Source organism: Citrobacter sp. RHB35-C17 (assembly GCF_013816795.1).
In the GTDB taxonomy this organism is placed as follows: Bacteria; Pseudomonadota; Gammaproteobacteria; order Enterobacterales; family Enterobacteriaceae; genus Citrobacter_A; species Citrobacter_A amalonaticus.
In genome coordinates, this window is sequence record NZ_CP057150.1 from 4,544,535 (window position 1) to 4,561,518 (window position 16,984).

17 protein-coding genes are annotated in these 16,984 nt (G+C 53.5%); 8 read left to right on the top strand and 9 right to left on the bottom strand.

Going from position 1 to position 16,984, the window contains the following annotated elements:
- Window positions 1–3: 3 nt before the first annotated feature.
- The 3 genes from HVZ37_RS21580 (at window position 4) to fdhE (ending at window position 3,265) form a co-directional block, all read left to right on the top strand.
- Complete coding sequence (locus HVZ37_RS21580) at window positions 4–1,500, top strand: HAMP domain-containing sensor histidine kinase (RefSeq protein WP_181627960.1); 1,497 nt, start codon at window positions 4–6, stop codon at window positions 1,498–1,500.
- A 4-nt stretch (window positions 1,501–1,504) separates the two neighbouring features.
- Entirely contained in the window at window positions 1,505–2,191 is a 687-nt protein-coding gene (locus tag HVZ37_RS21585; RefSeq protein WP_042998867.1) for a response regulator transcription factor, read from the top strand.
- Between the two features lie 144 nt (window positions 2,192–2,335).
- Entirely contained in the window at window positions 2,336–3,265 is a 930-nt protein-coding gene (gene fdhE, locus HVZ37_RS21590) for a formate dehydrogenase accessory protein FdhE (RefSeq protein WP_042998866.1), read from the top strand.
- Window positions 3,266–3,295: 30 nt separating this feature from the next.
- Here the strand turns inward: fdhE and HVZ37_RS21595 are convergent, their stop codons facing one another.
- Together HVZ37_RS21595 and HVZ37_RS21600 are read right to left on the bottom strand one after the other, a co-directional pair.
- Window positions 3,296–3,682: a type II toxin-antitoxin system VapC family toxin gene (locus HVZ37_RS21595; RefSeq protein ID WP_044328134.1), complete on the bottom strand. Its 387-nt coding sequence runs from the start codon at window positions 3,680–3,682 to the stop codon at window positions 3,296–3,298.
- Complete coding sequence (locus HVZ37_RS21600; protein WP_161215612.1) at window positions 3,682–3,924, bottom strand: CopG family transcriptional regulator; 243 nt, start codon at window positions 3,922–3,924, stop codon at window positions 3,682–3,684. Before HVZ37_RS21600 ends, HVZ37_RS21595 begins: the two co-directional genes overlap by 1 nt.
- Before the next feature lie 207 nt (window positions 3,925–4,131).
- On the opposite strand from HVZ37_RS21600, the gene HVZ37_RS21605 reads away from it, so the two are divergent.
- Complete coding sequence (locus HVZ37_RS21605; RefSeq protein ID WP_181627961.1) at window positions 4,132–5,058, top strand: alpha/beta hydrolase; 927 nt, start codon at window positions 4,132–4,134, stop codon at window positions 5,056–5,058.
- A 15-nt stretch (window positions 5,059–5,073) separates the two neighbouring features.
- Here HVZ37_RS21605 and fabY read toward each other — a convergent pair whose 3' ends face one another.
- The 7 genes from fabY to HVZ37_RS21640 all read right to left on the bottom strand — a co-directional run bounded on the left by fabY (window position 5,074) and on the right by HVZ37_RS21640 (window position 12,892).
- Complete coding sequence (gene fabY / locus HVZ37_RS21610) at window positions 5,074–6,015, bottom strand: fatty acid biosynthesis protein FabY (RefSeq protein ID WP_042998862.1); 942 nt, start codon at window positions 6,013–6,015, stop codon at window positions 5,074–5,076.
- Between the two features lie 44 nt (window positions 6,016–6,059).
- Window positions 6,060–6,497, bottom strand: a complete 438-nt coding sequence (gene dtd / locus HVZ37_RS21615) for a D-aminoacyl-tRNA deacylase (protein ID WP_044265155.1) — start codon at window positions 6,495–6,497, stop codon at window positions 6,060–6,062.
- Entirely contained in the window at window positions 6,494–7,366 is an 873-nt protein-coding gene (locus HVZ37_RS21620) for a virulence factor BrkB family protein (protein WP_044257165.1), read from the bottom strand. The genes dtd and HVZ37_RS21620 overlap by 4 nt, the downstream gene beginning before the upstream one ends.
- Window positions 7,360–7,959: a glucose-1-phosphatase gene (gene yihX / locus HVZ37_RS21625; RefSeq protein ID WP_044265152.1), complete on the bottom strand. Its 600-nt coding sequence runs from the start codon at window positions 7,957–7,959 to the stop codon at window positions 7,360–7,362. Before yihX ends, HVZ37_RS21620 begins: the two co-directional genes overlap by 7 nt.
- A gap of 143 nt (window positions 7,960–8,102) precedes the next feature.
- Window positions 8,103–10,547: an autotransporter outer membrane beta-barrel domain-containing protein gene (locus tag HVZ37_RS21630; RefSeq protein WP_313900416.1), complete on the bottom strand. Its 2,445-nt coding sequence runs from the start codon at window positions 10,545–10,547 to the stop codon at window positions 8,103–8,105.
- A gap of 612 nt (window positions 10,548–11,159) precedes the next feature.
- On the bottom strand, window positions 11,160–11,963 hold the full coding sequence (locus tag HVZ37_RS21635) for a DeoR/GlpR family DNA-binding transcription regulator (RefSeq protein ID WP_044265149.1): 804 nt from the start codon (window positions 11,961–11,963) through the stop codon (window positions 11,160–11,162).
- A gap of 32 nt (window positions 11,964–11,995) precedes the next feature.
- Window positions 11,996–12,892, bottom strand: a complete 897-nt coding sequence (locus tag HVZ37_RS21640) for a sugar kinase (RefSeq protein WP_044265147.1) — start codon at window positions 12,890–12,892, stop codon at window positions 11,996–11,998.
- 166 nt (window positions 12,893–13,058) lie between these two features.
- Between HVZ37_RS21640 and yihU the strand changes: the two genes are divergently transcribed.
- From yihU to HVZ37_RS21660, 4 genes are read left to right on the top strand one after another with little or no spacing between them, the layout of a single operon-like run.
- Entirely contained in the window at window positions 13,059–13,949 is an 891-nt protein-coding gene (gene yihU / locus HVZ37_RS21645; protein WP_181627963.1) for a sulfolactaldehyde 3-reductase, read from the top strand.
- 20 nt (window positions 13,950–13,969) lie between these two features.
- A complete protein-coding gene (yihT, locus tag HVZ37_RS21650; protein ID WP_044326764.1) occupies window positions 13,970–14,848 on the top strand; it encodes a sulfofructosephosphate aldolase in 879 nt (292 codons plus the stop codon).
- A 15-nt stretch (window positions 14,849–14,863) separates the two neighbouring features.
- Window positions 14,864–16,105 carry a sulfoquinovose isomerase gene (yihS, locus tag HVZ37_RS21655; RefSeq protein WP_044326763.1) on the top strand — a complete coding sequence of 414 codons (1,242 nt, stop codon included), beginning with the start codon at window positions 14,864–14,866 and terminating at the stop codon, window positions 16,103–16,105.
- An 18-nt stretch (window positions 16,106–16,123) separates the two neighbouring features.
- Window positions 16,124–16,966 (top strand): aldose-1-epimerase, encoded by an 843-nt coding sequence (locus tag HVZ37_RS21660; protein WP_042998853.1) that lies wholly within the window; start codon window positions 16,124–16,126, stop codon window positions 16,964–16,966.
- Window positions 16,967–16,984 lie beyond the last annotated feature (18 nt).

A 16,984-nucleotide genomic window follows, 5' to 3' on the forward strand; every position in this document is an offset into this window, starting at 1 on the left:
TGGATGTTCAGACGCAAGCCGATTTATCTCGTCATTACATTGATGTTTTTTATTCTGCTTGCTTACCTGGGCGTTCGCACTCTGGAACATGAAGTCTTGTTGCGTCAGTACCAGACCCAAACCCTGGCGAAATCGCAAACCGCCAGCGTCGCCAGGGGGATCGAAAATATTCTGCAGCAAAAAGCCTCCCGCCTGCATGCGATTGGCGATTTTATCGACCCCGCAGAGGTCGCCACCCTCAGCGCGCTTAAAGAGAACGACAGCGACATTGCCGACGTCTTTATGCTGCGGAAAAATCATCTCCTTTACCCCGATGAGCGTCAGCCGTTGAGCAACAAGGATAAAGAGTGGGTACGCCTGCTCAGCCCGCTGGTCAACGATCCCAGCCAACTTGCCAGTCATATGACGCAAAGCGAGCAGGACACGCCGCAGGCCGGCTGGTTTATTAGTTTTGAGACTCCGGAACCGCTGTTGATCTACTGGCGGCAGAAAGACGGGGCGATCATCGGCTTTCGCCTCTCCTGGGTACAGCTGATGATGGATATGGCGAACGGCATACAGGTGAACCCGGGGGATCCGCAGCAGATTGTCAGGGTGACGGAAAACGGCCGTCAGCTTTATCAGAACGCGCAGGCGGATCTGCGGCGGCTCACTTTACTGGACGCCCGCACGCTGGCGTATCCACTCACAACGTGGCAGGTCAGCGCTTACGGCGTCAACGCACCACTCTGGCATATCTGGCTGTGGGGCGGCGCATTAATCGTCCTGCTGCTTCTCGCCGTCGCACTGTTGGGCGTCTCGCTGTGGCGGGAATATACCCGCGCGGCGCGTCAGGCGCGCCAGCAGGTCGATTTTGTCAGCCAGGTGTCACACGAACTGAAAACACCGCTGACCAACATCACGCTCTATGCCGAACTGCTGCGCGAAGGGCTGGATGATGAACAAACGCATGAGAGACGCTATGTGGATGTGATCACTCAGGAAGGCCAGCGGTTATCACGGCTTATCCAGAATATCCTGACCTTTACGCGCGCACCGAAACTGCATCTTCAGCCAGTCAATCTCCGCCGTCTGATGACAGAAATTACGCAGATCTTTACGCCTGCGTTGCAGGCTAAAGGCATGACGATTCACATGTCCTGCCCTGAGAATCTGATATTGCACAGCGATCGCGACGTGATCACGCAAATTGTCAGCAACTTTCTCAGTAATGCCGAAAAATACGCTTCGCAGGGCCAGCGCGTGGATCTGACCGTTGAACACGTTGCGGAAAACGTGGAGATCGCCGTTCGCGACTATGGCCCCGGTATTGCGGAAAATGAGATGTCCTTGATCTTCCGCCCGTTTTATCGGGTCAAATCCTCCATTACCGAGGGTGTTTCAGGTACCGGTATTGGGCTCACCATCGCTTGCCAACTGGCGCAACGCCTGCACGGCAAGATTCAGGTAACGGCGCAAGAACCCGGCGTCCGCTTTACCCTTACGCTGCCGCAGGGATGAGAATATGAAGATACTGATTGCCGAAGATGATGCAAACATCCGTCAGGGTCTGGTGGATGCTCTGTCGCGCGAGGGTTATTCGCTCATAGCAGCACCGGACGGGCGCGCGGCGCTGGAGAGTTATCACCGCGACAAACCGGACTTTGTGCTGTTAGACATCATGATGCCCGAAATGGATGGCTATACGGTCTGCCGGGAAATTCGCCGCCAGAACGAACATATTCCCATCGTGTTTCTCTCCGCCAAAGATGAGGAGATCGACCGTGTCGTGGGGCTGGAACTGGGTGCAGATGACTACATCAGCAAACCGTTTGGTATTCATGAACTGCGGGCGCGGATAAAAACCATCGCCCGTCGTTGTTTAAACCATAGCGCCACGCAGCCTAACCTCAGTTTTGCTTTTGGCGACCTGACGGTGTTCCCGAATGAACTGTGCGCCTGGCGCGGCGAGCAAAAGCTGGAGCTGACGCTGCGGGAAGTTCGCATTTTAAGCTGTCTTGAGCGTCATAAAAATCAGGTGGTTACGCGAGATATGTTGTTCGATGCGGCGTGGGGGTACGACTATTTGCCCAATAGCCGTACGCTGGATCAGCACATTTCCCGGCTCCGCAAAGTCATCGAACAGGATGCCAATCAGCCGCAGCTAATCCGAACGGTGCATGGTCTGGGGTATCGATATCAGGTATCGTAACGCACACATTGCGATGTCACCGCTATAACCCGCAGGCCGATTGCGGTTATCATTAATGACATTCACCAGCGCGGGCGCGAAATGCCCGCCAATTCACAGAGCGGATTACACCTAGCTAAATCTGCCTAACCAGGAAGTGACTGAATGAGCATTCGTATCATCCCGCAAGATGAGCTGGAAAAGAGCGAGAAACGCGCGACGGATATGATTCCACCGTTATTATTCCCCCGGCTCAAAAATCTGTATAACCGTCGCGCCGAGCGTCTGCGCGAACTGGCTGAGAATAACCCGCTGGGAGATTACCTGCGCTTTGCCGCGCTGATCGCCCATGCCCAGGAAGTGGTGCTGTATGACCATCCGTTGCAGATGGATCTCACTGCACGCATCAAAGAAGCCAACGATCAGGGTAAGCCGCCGCTGGATATCCACGTTCTGCCACGCGATAAGCACTGGCAGAAACTGCTGCACTCGCTGATCGCCGAACTGAAACCGGAGATGAGCGGCCCGGCGCTGGCGGTGATCGAAAATCTGGAAAAAGCCTCCGAACAGGAACTGGAACAGATGGCCAGCGCTCTGTTTGCCTCCGATTTCGCCGCGGTCAGCAGCGATAAGGCCCCGTTCATCTGGGCCGCGCTGTCGCTGTACTGGGCGCAAATGGCCAGCCTTATCCCGGGTAAAGCCCGCGCGGAATACGGCGAACAACGTCAGTACTGCCCGGTGTGCGGCTCGATGCCGGTCTCCAGCATGGTGCAAATTGGCACCACCCAGGGACTGCGCTATCTGCACTGCAACCTTTGTGAAACCGAGTGGCATGTGGTTCGTGTTAAATGCAGCAACTGCGAGCAAAGCCGCGATCTGCACTACTGGTCACTGGACAATGAGCAGGCGGCAATCAAAGCCGAAAGCTGCGGTGACTGTGGAACCTACCTTAAGATCCTCTATCAGGAAAAAGACCCGAAAGTGGAAGCCGTCGCCGACGACCTCGCGTCGCTGGTACTGGACGCGCGCATGGAGCAAGAAGGCTTCGCCCGCAGTTCCATCAACCCGTTCCTGTTCCCGGGAGAAGGGGAGTAAACGCCTTCAACAGGTGATGCCGGGCGGTGCTTATCGTCCGGCTTGCAACTGATAAGGCGTAATGACGCCAGGTATCCCCGCGAAATCTCTGGTGTTGCGCGTCACAAGCGCAAACCGATGAATCTGCGCGGTAGCCAGAATGATCGCGTCCGGAAGTTTCATCCCATATTCCTGCCTGAGATTCACGCTTCGCTCAGCAATTTCCTGTGAAACGCCGATGATGTTGAACGCACTCAACGCCACACGTGTACGATATTCCTGATGGTATTTTTTTGCCCCCACCATTACTTCCATCCAGGTAACCAGGCTGATGGCATTCTGCGGCGGATACGCTTCCAGTACATGCTGTGCTTCCTGGTGCCCGCTGAATAAATCAATCAGGATATTGGTATCGAACAGCACGGGTCCCTTTTGCATTACCATTCCTCGCGTAGCGTCCTCTGATACTCAACGCCGTCTTCCTCACAGCCCTGCCAGAGCCCCAGCGCATTGGAAATCGTGGTTTCAGCCTGGCCCTGCCTTTCAAGGTACTGTTCAACCGCTTCGCGCAACAACTCCGCACGCGGCAGGTTGCGCTGCTGCTTGAGATCGTCAAGGCGCTTGATCACCTCATCGGATAAGTCGAGTAATATTCTGCCCATGTCCATTCCAGCCATTATGCTCACATATACCTCCAGTATATCATTGGCGAATAATTTTCAAACAACATACACCGTCAGCAAGCAGAAAAAAAGCGATCTCCGTAGTGACTTTTCCTTTTGCGAGGCGCTTTCCAGAATTTTACTCTGCCCTAAATCCACCATTCTCTTTCATGAAAAACCAGGTTATAACACTGTATATTCATACAGATTTCAGGGATTAAGAAAATGGCGCTTGAACACGGGATTGCACAACGGGTCGAGGAATTTATCGCGGCGGGACGTCCTTCTGTTCGTCGGCAACACATTGATGACCGGAGAGCAGGCTATATCGCCAGTACCGCGCTGGCCGGAAAGACCGAAACGCGCGTAGAGGTCAGTGATGTTGAGCTGGAGGGGATGACGCTGCGCGTCGTATCACCGCGCCATACTTCGGGTGCTCTGCCCTGCGTTATTTACTATCACGGCGGTTGTTTCGTGAGCGGCGGATTTGCCACGCATGATAATCAGTTGCGACAACTGGCGTATACCAGCGGTTGCCGGGTGATTGCCGTACAATACCGCCTCGCACCAGAACACACGTTTCCTGCGGCGCATGACGATGCTGAAAAAGGGGCCAACCTGATCTGGCAATATGCGAAACAGCTTGGCGTTGAACGCCAGCACATCACGCTTGCCGGGGACAGTGCGGGCGGACACCTGGCGCTGGTGACAGCATTGCGCCTGAAGGCAGCAAAGCAATGGCTGCCCGCACAATTGATGCTGATCTACCCGATGCTCGACGCGACCGCAAAATGTGAGAGCTATACCCGCAACGGTCTGGACTACCTCATTACCCGCGACACGTTGCTAACCGGGTATGAGATGTATATGCCCCATACCGATCGCCAGCATCCCGAAGCCAGCCCGCTCTGGCGAGATGATCTCAGCGGCTTACCGCCTACGCACATCATCACCGCTGAATTTGATCCGCTGTGCGACGAAGGCGAACTTTTGTATGAGCGACTGACGACCCAACACGTCGACTGCACCTGCCAGCGCTACCTCGGCGTGATTCATGGTTTTTTCCAGCTAGCTGGCGTCAGCCATGCGGCGCGCAGCGCAATGCAGGATATCGCCTGGCGCGTGACTATCCCGTCCGTTAGCGAAGAATAGAGAAGGGAGTTCCCCCTACTCTTCCTCGTTTCCGCCTTCTTCATAGGGACCAAACGGTTTGGCGGGCAGGACGATGTAAATACCTTCAAAAATAGCGCCCGGTGTGTCATTGCCCAGCAGCTCTACCTGCAGTTGAACTCGCGCCTTTTTCCCACGCGCCAGACGGTCAAGATCGCCGCTCAACGAGCCGAGATCGGCAACCGCGGCGGGTCTGCCGCTGATAGGTTTGCTATAGCGGATATGGGCGTCAGCGAGAATGATCGTGCCCCCAAGATGGCGCTCACGCAGCATCAGCCAGATAAGCCCCCAGCCGGTCAGCGTAGCCAGCGAAAACAGGCTCCCGGCAAACAGCGTGTGGTGCGGATTTTGATTGCCCGTCTCCGGCATGGTGGTAATAAATTTTTGCCCGGTGTACTGCTGAATACGTACACCCATCTTCTCGCTCAGCGGGATGTGCTCATACCACGCCTGCTGTAGCTGTCCGCACCAGTCGCCGCGATGCAAAATGTCATCGAGCGAGGCAATCGGTTTGATCATCAAAAAGTGGCGAACCGGCGTAGTTTGCGGCGTGGTGATTTCGCCCTGATTGACAAAACCCAGTTTGGCGAAGAATTCGACAGCGTCTTCCCGTGCGCTACAGGTCACTCGTTTGACCCCTTCCTGACGTGCGACGGACTCCAGCGTCATTGCCATCAGCGTTCCCAGCCCCTTTTCCTGCACGGTGGGATCGACAGCCATGAAACGGATGGAAGCCTCATTATCGGCATTGATGTACAACCGCCCGACGGCAACCAGATTGCCCTCTTCATCGACCACCATCTGGTGGTGCGCCATTGCGTCCCAGGCATCTCGCTCGGAACCCTTCGGTTGATGCAGCGGCTTGCGCAGCATTTCCCAGCGAAACTGATAGTAACGCTCTAATTCTTCTTCTGTTTGCGGTACTCGAAGATGATACATAGCGGTACTCTCTCTTGTAACCCGCGGCCACGCCGGAAGCTGATTCATACCTGTAACCAGAACGTCACGGGGCCGTCATTCACCAGCGCAACCTGCATATCCGCAGCGAAGCGTCCGGTCTGCGTATTCATGTCCTGCTGGCGGCAGCGTTCGACGAAATAATCGTACAGGGCCTCCGCCCGCTCCGGCGTCGCCCCTTTAGAGAACCCCGGACGCATGCCGCGTTCGGTATCCGCCGCCAGCGTAAATTGTGAAACCACCAGCACACTCCCGCCCGCCTGTTGCACGTTCAGGTTCATTTTGCCTTCGGCATCGCTAAAAATACGGTAGCCAAGCACACGTTCACACAGGCGATTCGCTTTCTGCTCGTCGTCATCCTTTTCGACACCCAACAACACTAAAAGTCCTGAGCCAATTTCACCCGTCACTTCGTCCTCCACGGTGACGCTGGCACGGGTTACGCGCTGAATTAATGCAATCATGGTTGGTCTGCTTCTTCTTGTTCTGCGGCTTGTTTGAGTTTGCGGTATTCCCCGAGAGTGACAGTTATTTCCGCACCAAGCAAGACGATACACCACGTCCAGTACACCCAGACAAACAAAATGGGTACCACCGCTAACACGCCGTAAATAAGCTGATATGACGGGAACATGGTGATATAAAGCGCGAAACCTTTCTTTCCGGCCTCGAACAGGACCGCAGCGACAAAGGCGCCGACAATCGCATCCCGATTCGGTACGCGCGTGGTCGGCACCACGCTGTAGAGGAGCCAGAATGAGAGCCAGGAGAGGATCAGCGGGAAGAGACGCAGCACATCATCAATCACGGTATTGAGATCGCTGGCCCAGCGTAATGAGAGAAGATAGGAACTGATCGCCAGACTGGCCCCTGCCAGTAATGGTCCCAGCGTCAAAATCATCCAGTACACGGCAAAGGAGTACACTTTTGGCCGCGTGCGCGTGCTGCGCCAGATAGTATTCAGCGCGCTATCAATGGCATACATCAACAGCAGCGCGGTGACGATTAATCCGCAGGCCCCCACCGCCGTCATTTTGTTGGAGTTGGCGACAAACTGCTCAATGTAACGTTGAATCACATCGCCCGTTGCCGGGATAAAGTTGGCAAAAATAAAGTGTCGCAACTGGACGCTGACATCGGAAAACATCGGAAAAGCGGCGAAAAGCGCAAATACAACGGCGATCAGCGGCACTAATGAGAGCAACGAGACGTAGGCAAGATTCCCTGCCAGGGTCGTCATATTGTCCTCATCAATGCGCTTCCAGAGGAGCTTCAGCCAGGCCCAGATCGGTCGGGTATGATGCCTGGCTTTTTGATGCACGGTTTTTAGCATAACAACTTCGCGAAATACTCAGGAATGACGGTTTTATCGGTCACCAGAATGCTGGTTATCCCCAACTGGTTGGCCCCTTCTATATTATCGATGTTGTCGTCAAAAAAGACCGTGTCGCTCGCTGAAAAACCCTCTTGCTGTAACACATGCTGATAAATCCGTGTCTCCGGCTTGCGCATCCCCAGATCCTGCGACAAATAAATATGGTCCGCCGCCTGGCGAATTTCTGGATATTCCTCTGGCCAGAACGTCGTATGCAGCCGGTTGGTGTTCGACAGGACGACCACGCGATGCCCCTGCTCACGCAGTTTCTGCATGATATCGATAACCTCAGGCCGTAGCGCGACAAAAACGGCCTGCCAGCCATGGGAAAACTGTTCGTAGCTCAGCGACAGATCCATCTCATGACAAAGGGCCTCGGCAAATGCTTCATCGGTGATTTCTCCCCGTTCGTGCTGATGGAAGGCCTCACCCATCGTAAAGCTCTGCTTTAACGACGCCAGCGGCACACGGCTCAGATCGCTCCAGGTACCTAATACGCGGTTGAAGTCGATATCGACAATCACATTACCTAAATCAAAGATATAGAGCATGTCCCTTCTCCTTACTTGCCGTGGATGAATAACTGTAGCGGGAAAGGGGCGTTTTGACTATGTACCCGTCAGGGAAAGATGAAGGAAAAAAAGGCGATGCCCTGAGAGCATCGCCTTGTTCTGGTGTGATATTTCTCGGTTTCTTAGAAGCTGTATTTCACCCCGAGCATCGCAGAGGTATCGCTGTAGCTGTTGTCGCCCATTTGCTGCGCCACGTTACCCCACACCTGCAGACGCGGATTGATTTGCCCTTCAATACCCACTTTCAGCTCACCAATGTTACGTGTCCCGCTGATGTCATCCTTGATGGAGCCCATCTGTACGGTCTGGTTATTGGTGTTGTGGATCCAGTTCGCTTCAATGAACGGCTGGAAATCACGGCCTTTATCGGTATCTTTCTCCGCATGACCTTTCAGGTAAGCACGGACGCCGAGGCGAGTCATCAGGTTGCCGTCAGTTTTGTCTTTAACCACCGTCCCGTTGTGCTCACGGTGTGAATCGGCCTGCACGTCCATCCAGATAACCTGCGCTTTCGGTTGGATCCAGTAGGTTTTATTTTCACTTTCCCCGACCAGGAAGCTATAACCGCCTTCAACAGACGCCGTGATACCGTCGGATTTGTAGTTTTCGCTGGCCAGATGTTCGCCACTAACGGTGTTATCAAACCAGTTATACAGTACCCAGCTATCCAGATAGGTCCCGGTCTTATCCGCTTCATTGGCATACCAGGTGGCATACAGACCGACGCTGTAACCATCTACCTGCCCACGAGACGAATAGCCAGTGTAACTGTTACGGGTTTTACTTTTCTGGTTGGCATAACCCGCCATGGCACCCAGATGCCAGCGATCGAGGCCGTCGCTACTCCACTGTGCCAGGTCGCCGCCTAACTGCAGAACATAACGGTTAGCGTTGGTTTTCAACTGCCCGCTGCCGTCAGTAAAGCGATTATGGCCACCTACATTACGCATCCACATGGTGGTGACTTTTTCTTCGCCAGTCAGCATATCGGTATACTGAGTCTCACCCAGACGGTCATGCAGACGGGTGATAAACATCGTATTGGCCGCATAGTTGTTCGCCAGATAACTCCCGAATTCAGGGCGATACTGGTGCTCGACGGGACCCGGATATACTGGCGGTCCTGGAGGATCAGTTGGGTCTGGCTGCGCGGGATCGGGATCCGGCTCAGTCGGTGGTGGCGGAGGCGGCTCCACTGGCGGCGGATCCACCGGTGACAGCTCGCTGGTCAGATACCAGTCACTGGCTTTTTTCACCACGTCATAGTCGTACGCACCGGCGACGATACGCCCTGATTTGGTAAAGGTACCGTCAGAGTTTCCGGCAACCTCAACAATTTTAATCCCATCGACGGTCAGTTCACCCACACCACCAATGTTGTTGATCCCCACTTTGGTATTACCGGAGGTATCGCCATTCACTTTCAGCATGTCAGTTAATGAACCGTCACCTTCCAGTACGGTATTCAGCACTAACAGCGCGTTGGTCCCGATGTAGTTTCCTATCACAGTCAATGTTTTGAAGGTTCCCGCATCATCGCGAGACACGCCGTCAGGACTGTAGCGCAGCGTCGCCTGATCCAGCGTCAGATTAGAGACCACGGAATTTCCAGTCATCGTCCATTCACTGCTGGCACCCTTCATATCCAGATTAATAGTCGCACGGTAAGATGCTGTATTTTCCAGTTGCGAAGAGTTGGCGGTGCCCACGAAATGGCTTCCATCATCCATTGTCAGGTCAATAATGCCGCTATAGCGTGCATAAAGGTTGCCCTCAATGTTATAGACACCAGAGCTTGCAGTGTCCGTAGTGGCATCCCAGGAGCGAATGAGGCCTTTACTTTGATAGGCATACATTGCATTGGCATTATTGCCTGTCGCCTTAATGGTGGTGTCCCCACCCAAATTCACTGTGGCAAAATCACTGCTGGCGTAAGCATAGATACCATTCGCGCCACTACCAGTGGTTGTGATATTGACGTTATTGAGGTTGACCTCACCTTTCCTCCCTGCGTAAACACCATGAGCATTCGAACCGGAAGTGGTAATGGTTGCAGTACCGCCAATCGTGACATCCGCGATTCCCGCAGCACTGCCAAATAAGTCACCGAGATCCTTACCAGCATAGATCCCGTATCCAGAGTTCGCGCCCCCAGAACCACGGGTAACAATATCCGCATTCCCATGAACAATAATTGATGACTGTGCGCTGGTATTTGCTCTGGATATATTTGCGCGCAACCCCATACCATTTTCGGCATCCACCCTCACGTTACCGCTCACTTCCACAACGGAGGATGCGTTGCTCAACTCACGTCCGAGGTTAATCCCGTCGGAACTCGTTCCGGTAGTAATAATAGAGATATTTTCAGCTTCCAGTCTGCCACCCGCATTTTTTGAGTGGATACCATCTGCTTCCGAACCGGTTGTATTAATTACCAGATTTTTAAATTTATAGCCTACGCTATCGAGGTATACACCCCAACCTTGCAAAGGTGTAGTTGTTCCGTTTTGGCTGGTATTAATCATGGTTTCGTTAAATGTCGTATAGTCCCGACTATTTGACATCAGAGGATTACCACTATAGTAAATCGTCTGGTCATCACATAAGAACTGTGCCGTAGTCGTGTAACTACACCCCGCGGAAACCGCTTGCCCGCTGAATCCTCCGAGCGCCAGCGCACTGGCGATACAGAGAGCCAATTTCCCCGGTGAGGGTGGTTTGCATTTCATTTTTTGTGTTTTCATAGGAATACCTTTTCCGTACTACTCTTTTTTCGGATAAGAGCATAAAAGACGCAGTAAAAATTAATTAAAAGGCAAAGCGGGTCCGTTCATCTTTAAAACCTAAAGATTCACTTACCTTAAAATTATAAATCTTTCCTTTTGCGCGATTAATACAGTTATTCAAAGGTTATGTCAACGGGGGTTGAACTGACGAAAAAGCAAAAATAATAAAATGACATCCATTTATTTATATTATTCCTGGGTGTTTTTTTAATGAATAAAAAGAGTGCGTAACGAGGGTAAAAAAAGCTTACGAATCAATGCGCATTAAAAGCACAATTTGATACTTCATGCGAGTTTTAGGATTTTTATACATAATACCAGGACGTTTAACTATTTATATTTTTTGTGATAAGAACCGCCTGAACGGCGGTTTATTTTGAAAGGAGTCTGTTACGAAGAAACGCCATCATCCTGGTCTGGGCTCACCTGAACGATTTCAACCTGATGAGTCTGAAGAAGCGTATGCAGAGCCGGGCCAGGGAGTTCATCAGTAAACAACGCGGTTACCGCAGAAACATTGCCAATTTCTACCGCCGCCGAGGCGTGGTATTTCGTATGATCGGCAGCAAGCAGAATATGGCGGGAGTGAGCCATCATCGTCTTCACCACACTGGCCTCATTGACGTCAAATTCCAGCATCGCGCCATCGCTTTCAATCGCCCCGACGCTGGTGACGAGGTAGTCCGCCCGGAAATCAGCGACAAACGCAGTCGCAGAAGGGCCAATAATCCCGCTGTTATGTGGACGCAGCGTTCCACCGGGGACCATCACTTCGAAACGGGGATTGTTATAGAGAATATGCGCAACCCGAAGGCTGTTGGTGATGATGCGCAGATGATTGTGGTTCAACAACGCCCGCGCCACTTGCTCTACGGTAGTACCAATGGTGATAAACACCGTTGAACCATCTGGAATGTAGTCCGCCACCGCTTCCGCGATGGCTTTTTTCTCTTGCGTCCACGAGACTTCACGTTGCTCAAAGGCAGTGTTAACCACGCTGGACGCGCGGCCAGCGCCACCGTGATGACGGGTAATCAGCCCCTGTTCGCTTAATTTACGGATATCACGGCGCACCGTCTGCGTAGAGACATCCAGTAAACCCGCCAGTTCGTCAATGTTCATATACCCACGCTCACCAACGAGCGATAGCAATTGATCATGCCGTGGGTTACCGGTCAGTTCGGTAAAACTCATGAAAATTCCTCGAAAAACCATTGCCCTGCATTTTATACAAAAAGTGACAGAAAAGATCGGGTTTGATCACAGTCAGGAATTCCTGCACGTCCACCCGGTCGGGTACACTTCAGTGCCGCCACCCCACTGGCGAACCTGACCGCGTCTTTCAGTTCGCTTCCTGATGCGAGGCTGAATGCCAGCGCACCGTGGAAAACGTCGCCTGCCCCGGTTGTATCCACCACATCCACTGCAAAACCGGCCTGGTGTTGCAGCGTGCCATTTTCTATCCAGTCACACCCTTCACTACCTTGCGTGACGTAGACATGTCCATTTGTGAGCGTTTGTGATTGTTTCAACGCATTGGCGGTCTCATTGATGCCCGTCAGGCGCGCCAGACCCGGGGCCGAAAACACAGCATGATCGCTTAAGGCCACCAGCTCGCTGATGTCCTGAGGCGTCACATCACCATCCAGCAGCGTCTCCACGCCCGCCTGATGCGCCAGCGTAAAGGCCTGCTTTGCCCCTTCATGCCAGCGAACGTCCGCCAGTACGATATCCCACTGGGAAAAGTCGATGTCATTGAGCCAGTCGGCCTCCGCCGGCAAATCGGGGCTCGGGAAATTGACGATAATCCGCTCCCCTTGAGCATCAACCATGATAGCCGATTGCGACGACTTTGCCCCCGCATAGCGCCGGGTGTAACGGGTATTGACCCCCAGAGATTCCAGCTCCGCCAACAGGTGTTTTCCGGTGTCGTCATCGCCCACACGGCCAATAAAGTTTACCTGTGCCCCTAACTTCGCCGCTGCCACTGCGGCAGTGGCGGCTGGTCCACCGCCCACCTCGGTATAACGACGCGCCACATATTTACCGCCTACAGCCGGTAACGTTTCTACGTAATAGATGCGATCCAGCACGGTAATACCTACACAAGCAATACGAATCATGGTCATTCCTTAAGCATTTCGGGATGAGATTATTTTAATTCCACAAAATGTTTAAAAAGTGACGGCTGTCAATTTTTTGACCATAAATTACAAATACGATCAAAAACAGACAGAAACAACCGGTCATAATTGACAAAAAATGACACCACCGTCTCAGGAGAACGATATGGCAGTCATCGCATTTATCGGATTAGGACAGATGGGCGCCCCAATGGCGAGCAACTTACTCAAACAGGGTCACCAACTTAGCGTTTTTGACGTTAACCCCGATGCCGTCCAACGTCTGGTCGAAAAAGGGGCACAATCCGCCCGCTCTCCAGCACAGGCCGCAGAAGGCGCTGAGTTTGTCATCACGATGCTGCCCAACGGCGATCTGGTGCGCAGCGTGTTATTGGGCGAAAACGGCGTTTGCGAACGCCTCTCCCCACAAGCGCTGGTGATCGATATGTCAACCATCCATCCCTTGCAGACTGACAAGCTGATCGCCGACCTTCGCGCTAAAGGCTTCGCCATGATGGATGTCCCGGTCGGGAGAACCTCGGATCACGCCGTTGCCGGTACATTGCTGTTGCTGGCGGGCGGCACACCAGACCAGGTCGAGCGCGCCACACCGGTACTGATGGCAATGGGCAATGAACTGATTAACGCCGGAGGTCCCGGGATGGGGATCCGCGTGAAGTTGATTAACAACTACATGAGCATTGCGCTGAATGCCCTGTCAGCCGAAGCCGCCGTGCTGTGTGAAGCGCTGGGTCTCTCCTTCGATGTCGCGCTACAGGTCATGAGCGGGACACCCGCAGGTAAAGGTCACTTCACCACCTCGTGGCCGAACAAAGTGCTGAAAGGCGATCTTTCCCCGGCCTTTATGATCGACCTGGCCCACAAAGATCTCGGCATCGCGCTGGATGTCGCCAACCAGCTGCACGTTCCTATGCCGCTCGGCGCGGCGTCCAGGGAAGTTTATAACCAGGCGCGAGCCGCTGGCCGTGGGCGGGAAGACTGGACCGCCATTCTCGAACAGGTTCGCACTTCTGCCGGACTGAAAAACCACCATTGACAGGTAAAAAGGACTGAAGAATGACCACGTACACCCTGAAAGATATCACCAGACCTTCCGGCGGTTTCGCCATGCTGGCCGTTGACCAGCGTGAAGCAATGCGCCTGATGTTTGCCGCCGCAGGCACGCCAACGCCGGTCACCGATCAGCATCTTACTGATTTTAAAGTCAATGCTGCAAAAATTCTCTCGCCGTATGCCTCCGCGATCCTGCTTGACCAACAGTTTTGCTACCGCCAGGCGGTAGAGCAGAACGCCGTTGCCAAAAGCTGCGCCATGATTGTCGCCGCCGACGCCTTCATCCCGGGTAATGGCATCCCCGTCGACAGCGTAGTGATTGATAAAACCATCAATCCGCAAGCCGTCAAGCAGGATGGCGCGAAAGCCTTAAAGCTGCTGGTGCTCTGGCGCAGTGATGAAGACGCGCAGCAACGTCTTGAAATGGTGAAAGAATTTAATACGTTGTGCCATAGCCATGGTCTGTTGAGCATCATCGAACCGGTAGTTCGTCCGCCGCGTCGCGGCGATCAATTCGATCGCGAACAGGCGATTATCGATGCCGCCAAAGAACTGGGCGACAGCGGCGCCGATCTCTATAAGGTCGAAATGCCGCTGCAGGGTAAAGGCACGCAGCAAGCCCTGCTCCGCGCGTCTCAACACCTGAACGAACACATCAATATGCCGTGGGTCATTCTCTCTTCCGGCGTTGATGAAAAGCTGTTTCCACGCGCGGTCAGCGTTGCGATGAGCGCAGGCGCTTCTGGCTTCCTGGCCGGTCGTGCGGTCTGGTCATCGGTGATTGGCCTGCCGGACAGCGAGATGATGCTGCGTGATGTGTCTGCACCTAAATTGCAACGCTTAGGTGAAATTGTCGATGAAATGATGGCCCGCCGCCGTTAATACGAGGATCAAAGCATGAAATGGTTTAACACCATGAGCCACAACCGCTGGCTGGAGCAAGAAACCGATCGCATCTTCAATTTTGGTAAGAACGCGGCGGTGCCAACCGGATTCGGCTGGCTGGGTAATAAAGGACAGATCAAAGAAGAGATGGGCACGCACCTGTGGATCACCGCCCGCATGCTGCACGTCTATTCCGTCGCCGCAGCGATGGGCAGACCGGGCGCTTACAGCCTGGTCGATCACGGTATTAAGGCCATGAACGGCGCGCTGCGGGATAAAAAATACGGTGGCTGGTACGCCTGCGTGAATGATGAAGGCGTGGTAGATGCCTCCAAACAGGGATACCAACACTTTTTTGCACTGCTGGGCGCTGCCAGCGCGGTCACCACCGGACACCCTGAGGCCAGGAAACTGCTCGATTACACCATTGAAGTCATTGAGAAATACTTCTGGAGTGAAGAAGAGCAAATGTGCCTGGAATCCTGGGATGAAGCGTTTAGCAAAACCGAAGACTATCGCGGCGGCAATGCCAATATGCACGCCGTTGAAGCCTTCCTGATTGTTTACGACGTCACCCATGACAAAAAATGGCTGGATCGTGCGATCCACATCGCCTCGGTCATCATTCACGATGTCGCCCGCAAAGGGGAATACCGGGTCAATGAGCATTTCGACGTGAACTGGAACCCGGTCCGCGACTACAACAAAGACAATCCCGCCCACCGTTTCCGCGCCTATGGCGGCACGCCAGGCCACTGGATTGAGTGGGGCCGTCTGATGCTGCATATCCACGCCGCGTTAGAAGCGAGAAGCGAACAACCGCCCGCCTGGTTACTGGAAGACGCAAAAGGTCTTTTCCACGCCACCATTCGTGATGCCTGGGCGCCCGACGGCGCTGACGGCATCGTGTACACCGTTGACTGGGATGGCAAACCCATTGTTCGTGAACGGGTGCGCTGGCCGATTGTAGAAGCAATGGGTACCGCCTATGCGCTATATACGGTCACGGGCGATCGCCAGTACGAAACCTGGTATCAGACCTGGTGGGAATACTGCATTAAGTACCTGATGGATTACGAAAATGGTTCCTGGTGGCAGGAGCTGGATGCGGACAACAAGGTCACAACCCGGGTATGGGACGGTAAACAGGATATTTATCACCTGTTGCACTGTCTGGTTATCCCACGTTTACCGCTGGCACCGGGCCTTGCTCCTGCGGTTGCTGCCGGTCTTCTGGATATCAACGCCAGGTAAGCAACGAGGATAGCAGCCATGCATAGCGGTGGAAAAACACTTCATCTTCAGGCCGGGCACTACTGCGCGAAAATAGTCACCGTTGGCGCCGGATTAGCAGAATTGACGCACCGTGGGCGTCACGTCGTTATTCCCCATAAGCCGGAAGAGATACCGTTGGCGCATTTGGGAAAAGTGCTAATACCCTGGCCAAATCGCGTGGCAAAAGGCTGCTATCAACATAACGGCAAGCGCTTCCAGCTTGCCATTAACGATCCGGTTACGCATAGCGCTATTCATGGATTACTGGCCTGGCGGGACTGGCAGATTAATCAGCAGTCTAAAACGGAAGCGTCACTGACGATTTTTCTGCCGCCTTCTTATGGTTATCCCTTTGCGCTGGTTTCAGAGGTGATTTATCGACTGGAGGAAACACACGGGCTGCATGTCTTTATTCGTACGCAGAATCTGAGTGACGAAATCGCACCGTATGGTGCCGGAGCCCATCCCTATTTGACCTGCAATCTGCACCCCATTGATGGTTGTGAATTGACGCTTCCTGCGAGTGAAGAAACAGGTAGTGAACGGGATTTCACAACGCCGCGACGCATTGCAGGAACCTCTATCGATCATACATTCAGGGTCTTGACACCTGAGGTTGAGTGGGAAGTCAGGATGACCTGTGCCTCACAAAACATAACGACTTTTTTACGCAGCCATCAACCCTGGCTGCAGGTATATACCGGCGAGAAATTAGCAAGGCGTGGTCTTGCAGTGGAACCGATGACCTGCCCACCCGATGCCTTTAACTCCGGAACAGGCCTGATTTATCTCGCGCCAGGAGAAACACATCAGATGCATTTTCTCATCGGCAGCGAATAAAAGATTTCCGACAAATTA

Coding starts and splice junctions, on each gene's coding strand:
- HVZ37_RS21580 (WP_181627960.1), top strand. CDS start 4: ATGTTCAGACGCAAGCCGATTTATCTCGTCATTACATTGATGTTTTTT.
- HVZ37_RS21585 (WP_042998867.1), top strand. CDS start 1,505: ATGAAGATACTGATTGCCGAAGATGATGCAAACATCCGTCAGGGTCTG.
- fdhE (WP_042998866.1), top strand. CDS start 2,336: ATGAGCATTCGTATCATCCCGCAAGATGAGCTGGAAAAGAGCGAGAAA.
- HVZ37_RS21595 (WP_044328134.1), bottom strand. CDS start 3,682: ATGCAAAAGGGACCCGTGCTGTTCGATACCAATATCCTGATTGATTTA.
- HVZ37_RS21605 (WP_181627961.1), top strand. CDS start 4,132: ATGGCGCTTGAACACGGGATTGCACAACGGGTCGAGGAATTTATCGCG.
- fabY (WP_042998862.1), bottom strand. CDS start 6,015: ATGTATCATCTTCGAGTACCGCAAACAGAAGAAGAATTAGAGCGTTAC.
- dtd (WP_044265155.1), bottom strand. CDS start 6,497: ATGATTGCATTAATTCAGCGCGTAACCCGTGCCAGCGTCACCGTGGAG.
- HVZ37_RS21620 (WP_044257165.1), bottom strand. CDS start 7,366: ATGCTAAAAACCGTGCATCAAAAAGCCAGGCATCATACCCGACCGATC.
- yihX (WP_044265152.1), bottom strand. CDS start 7,959: ATGCTCTATATCTTTGATTTAGGTAATGTGATTGTCGATATCGACTTC.
- HVZ37_RS21630 (WP_313900416.1), bottom strand. CDS start 10,547: ATGTCAAATAGTCGGGACTATACGACATTTAACGAAACCATGATTAAT.
- HVZ37_RS21635 (WP_044265149.1), bottom strand. CDS start 11,963: ATGAGTTTTACCGAACTGACCGGTAACCCACGGCATGATCAATTGCTA.
- HVZ37_RS21640 (WP_044265147.1), bottom strand. CDS start 12,892: ATGATTCGTATTGCTTGTGTAGGTATTACCGTGCTGGATCGCATCTAT.
- yihU (WP_181627963.1), top strand. CDS start 13,059: ATGGCAGTCATCGCATTTATCGGATTAGGACAGATGGGCGCCCCAATG.
- yihT (WP_044326764.1), top strand. CDS start 13,970: ATGACCACGTACACCCTGAAAGATATCACCAGACCTTCCGGCGGTTTC.
- yihS (WP_044326763.1), top strand. CDS start 14,864: ATGAAATGGTTTAACACCATGAGCCACAACCGCTGGCTGGAGCAAGAA.
- HVZ37_RS21660 (WP_042998853.1), top strand. CDS start 16,124: ATGCATAGCGGTGGAAAAACACTTCATCTTCAGGCCGGGCACTACTGC.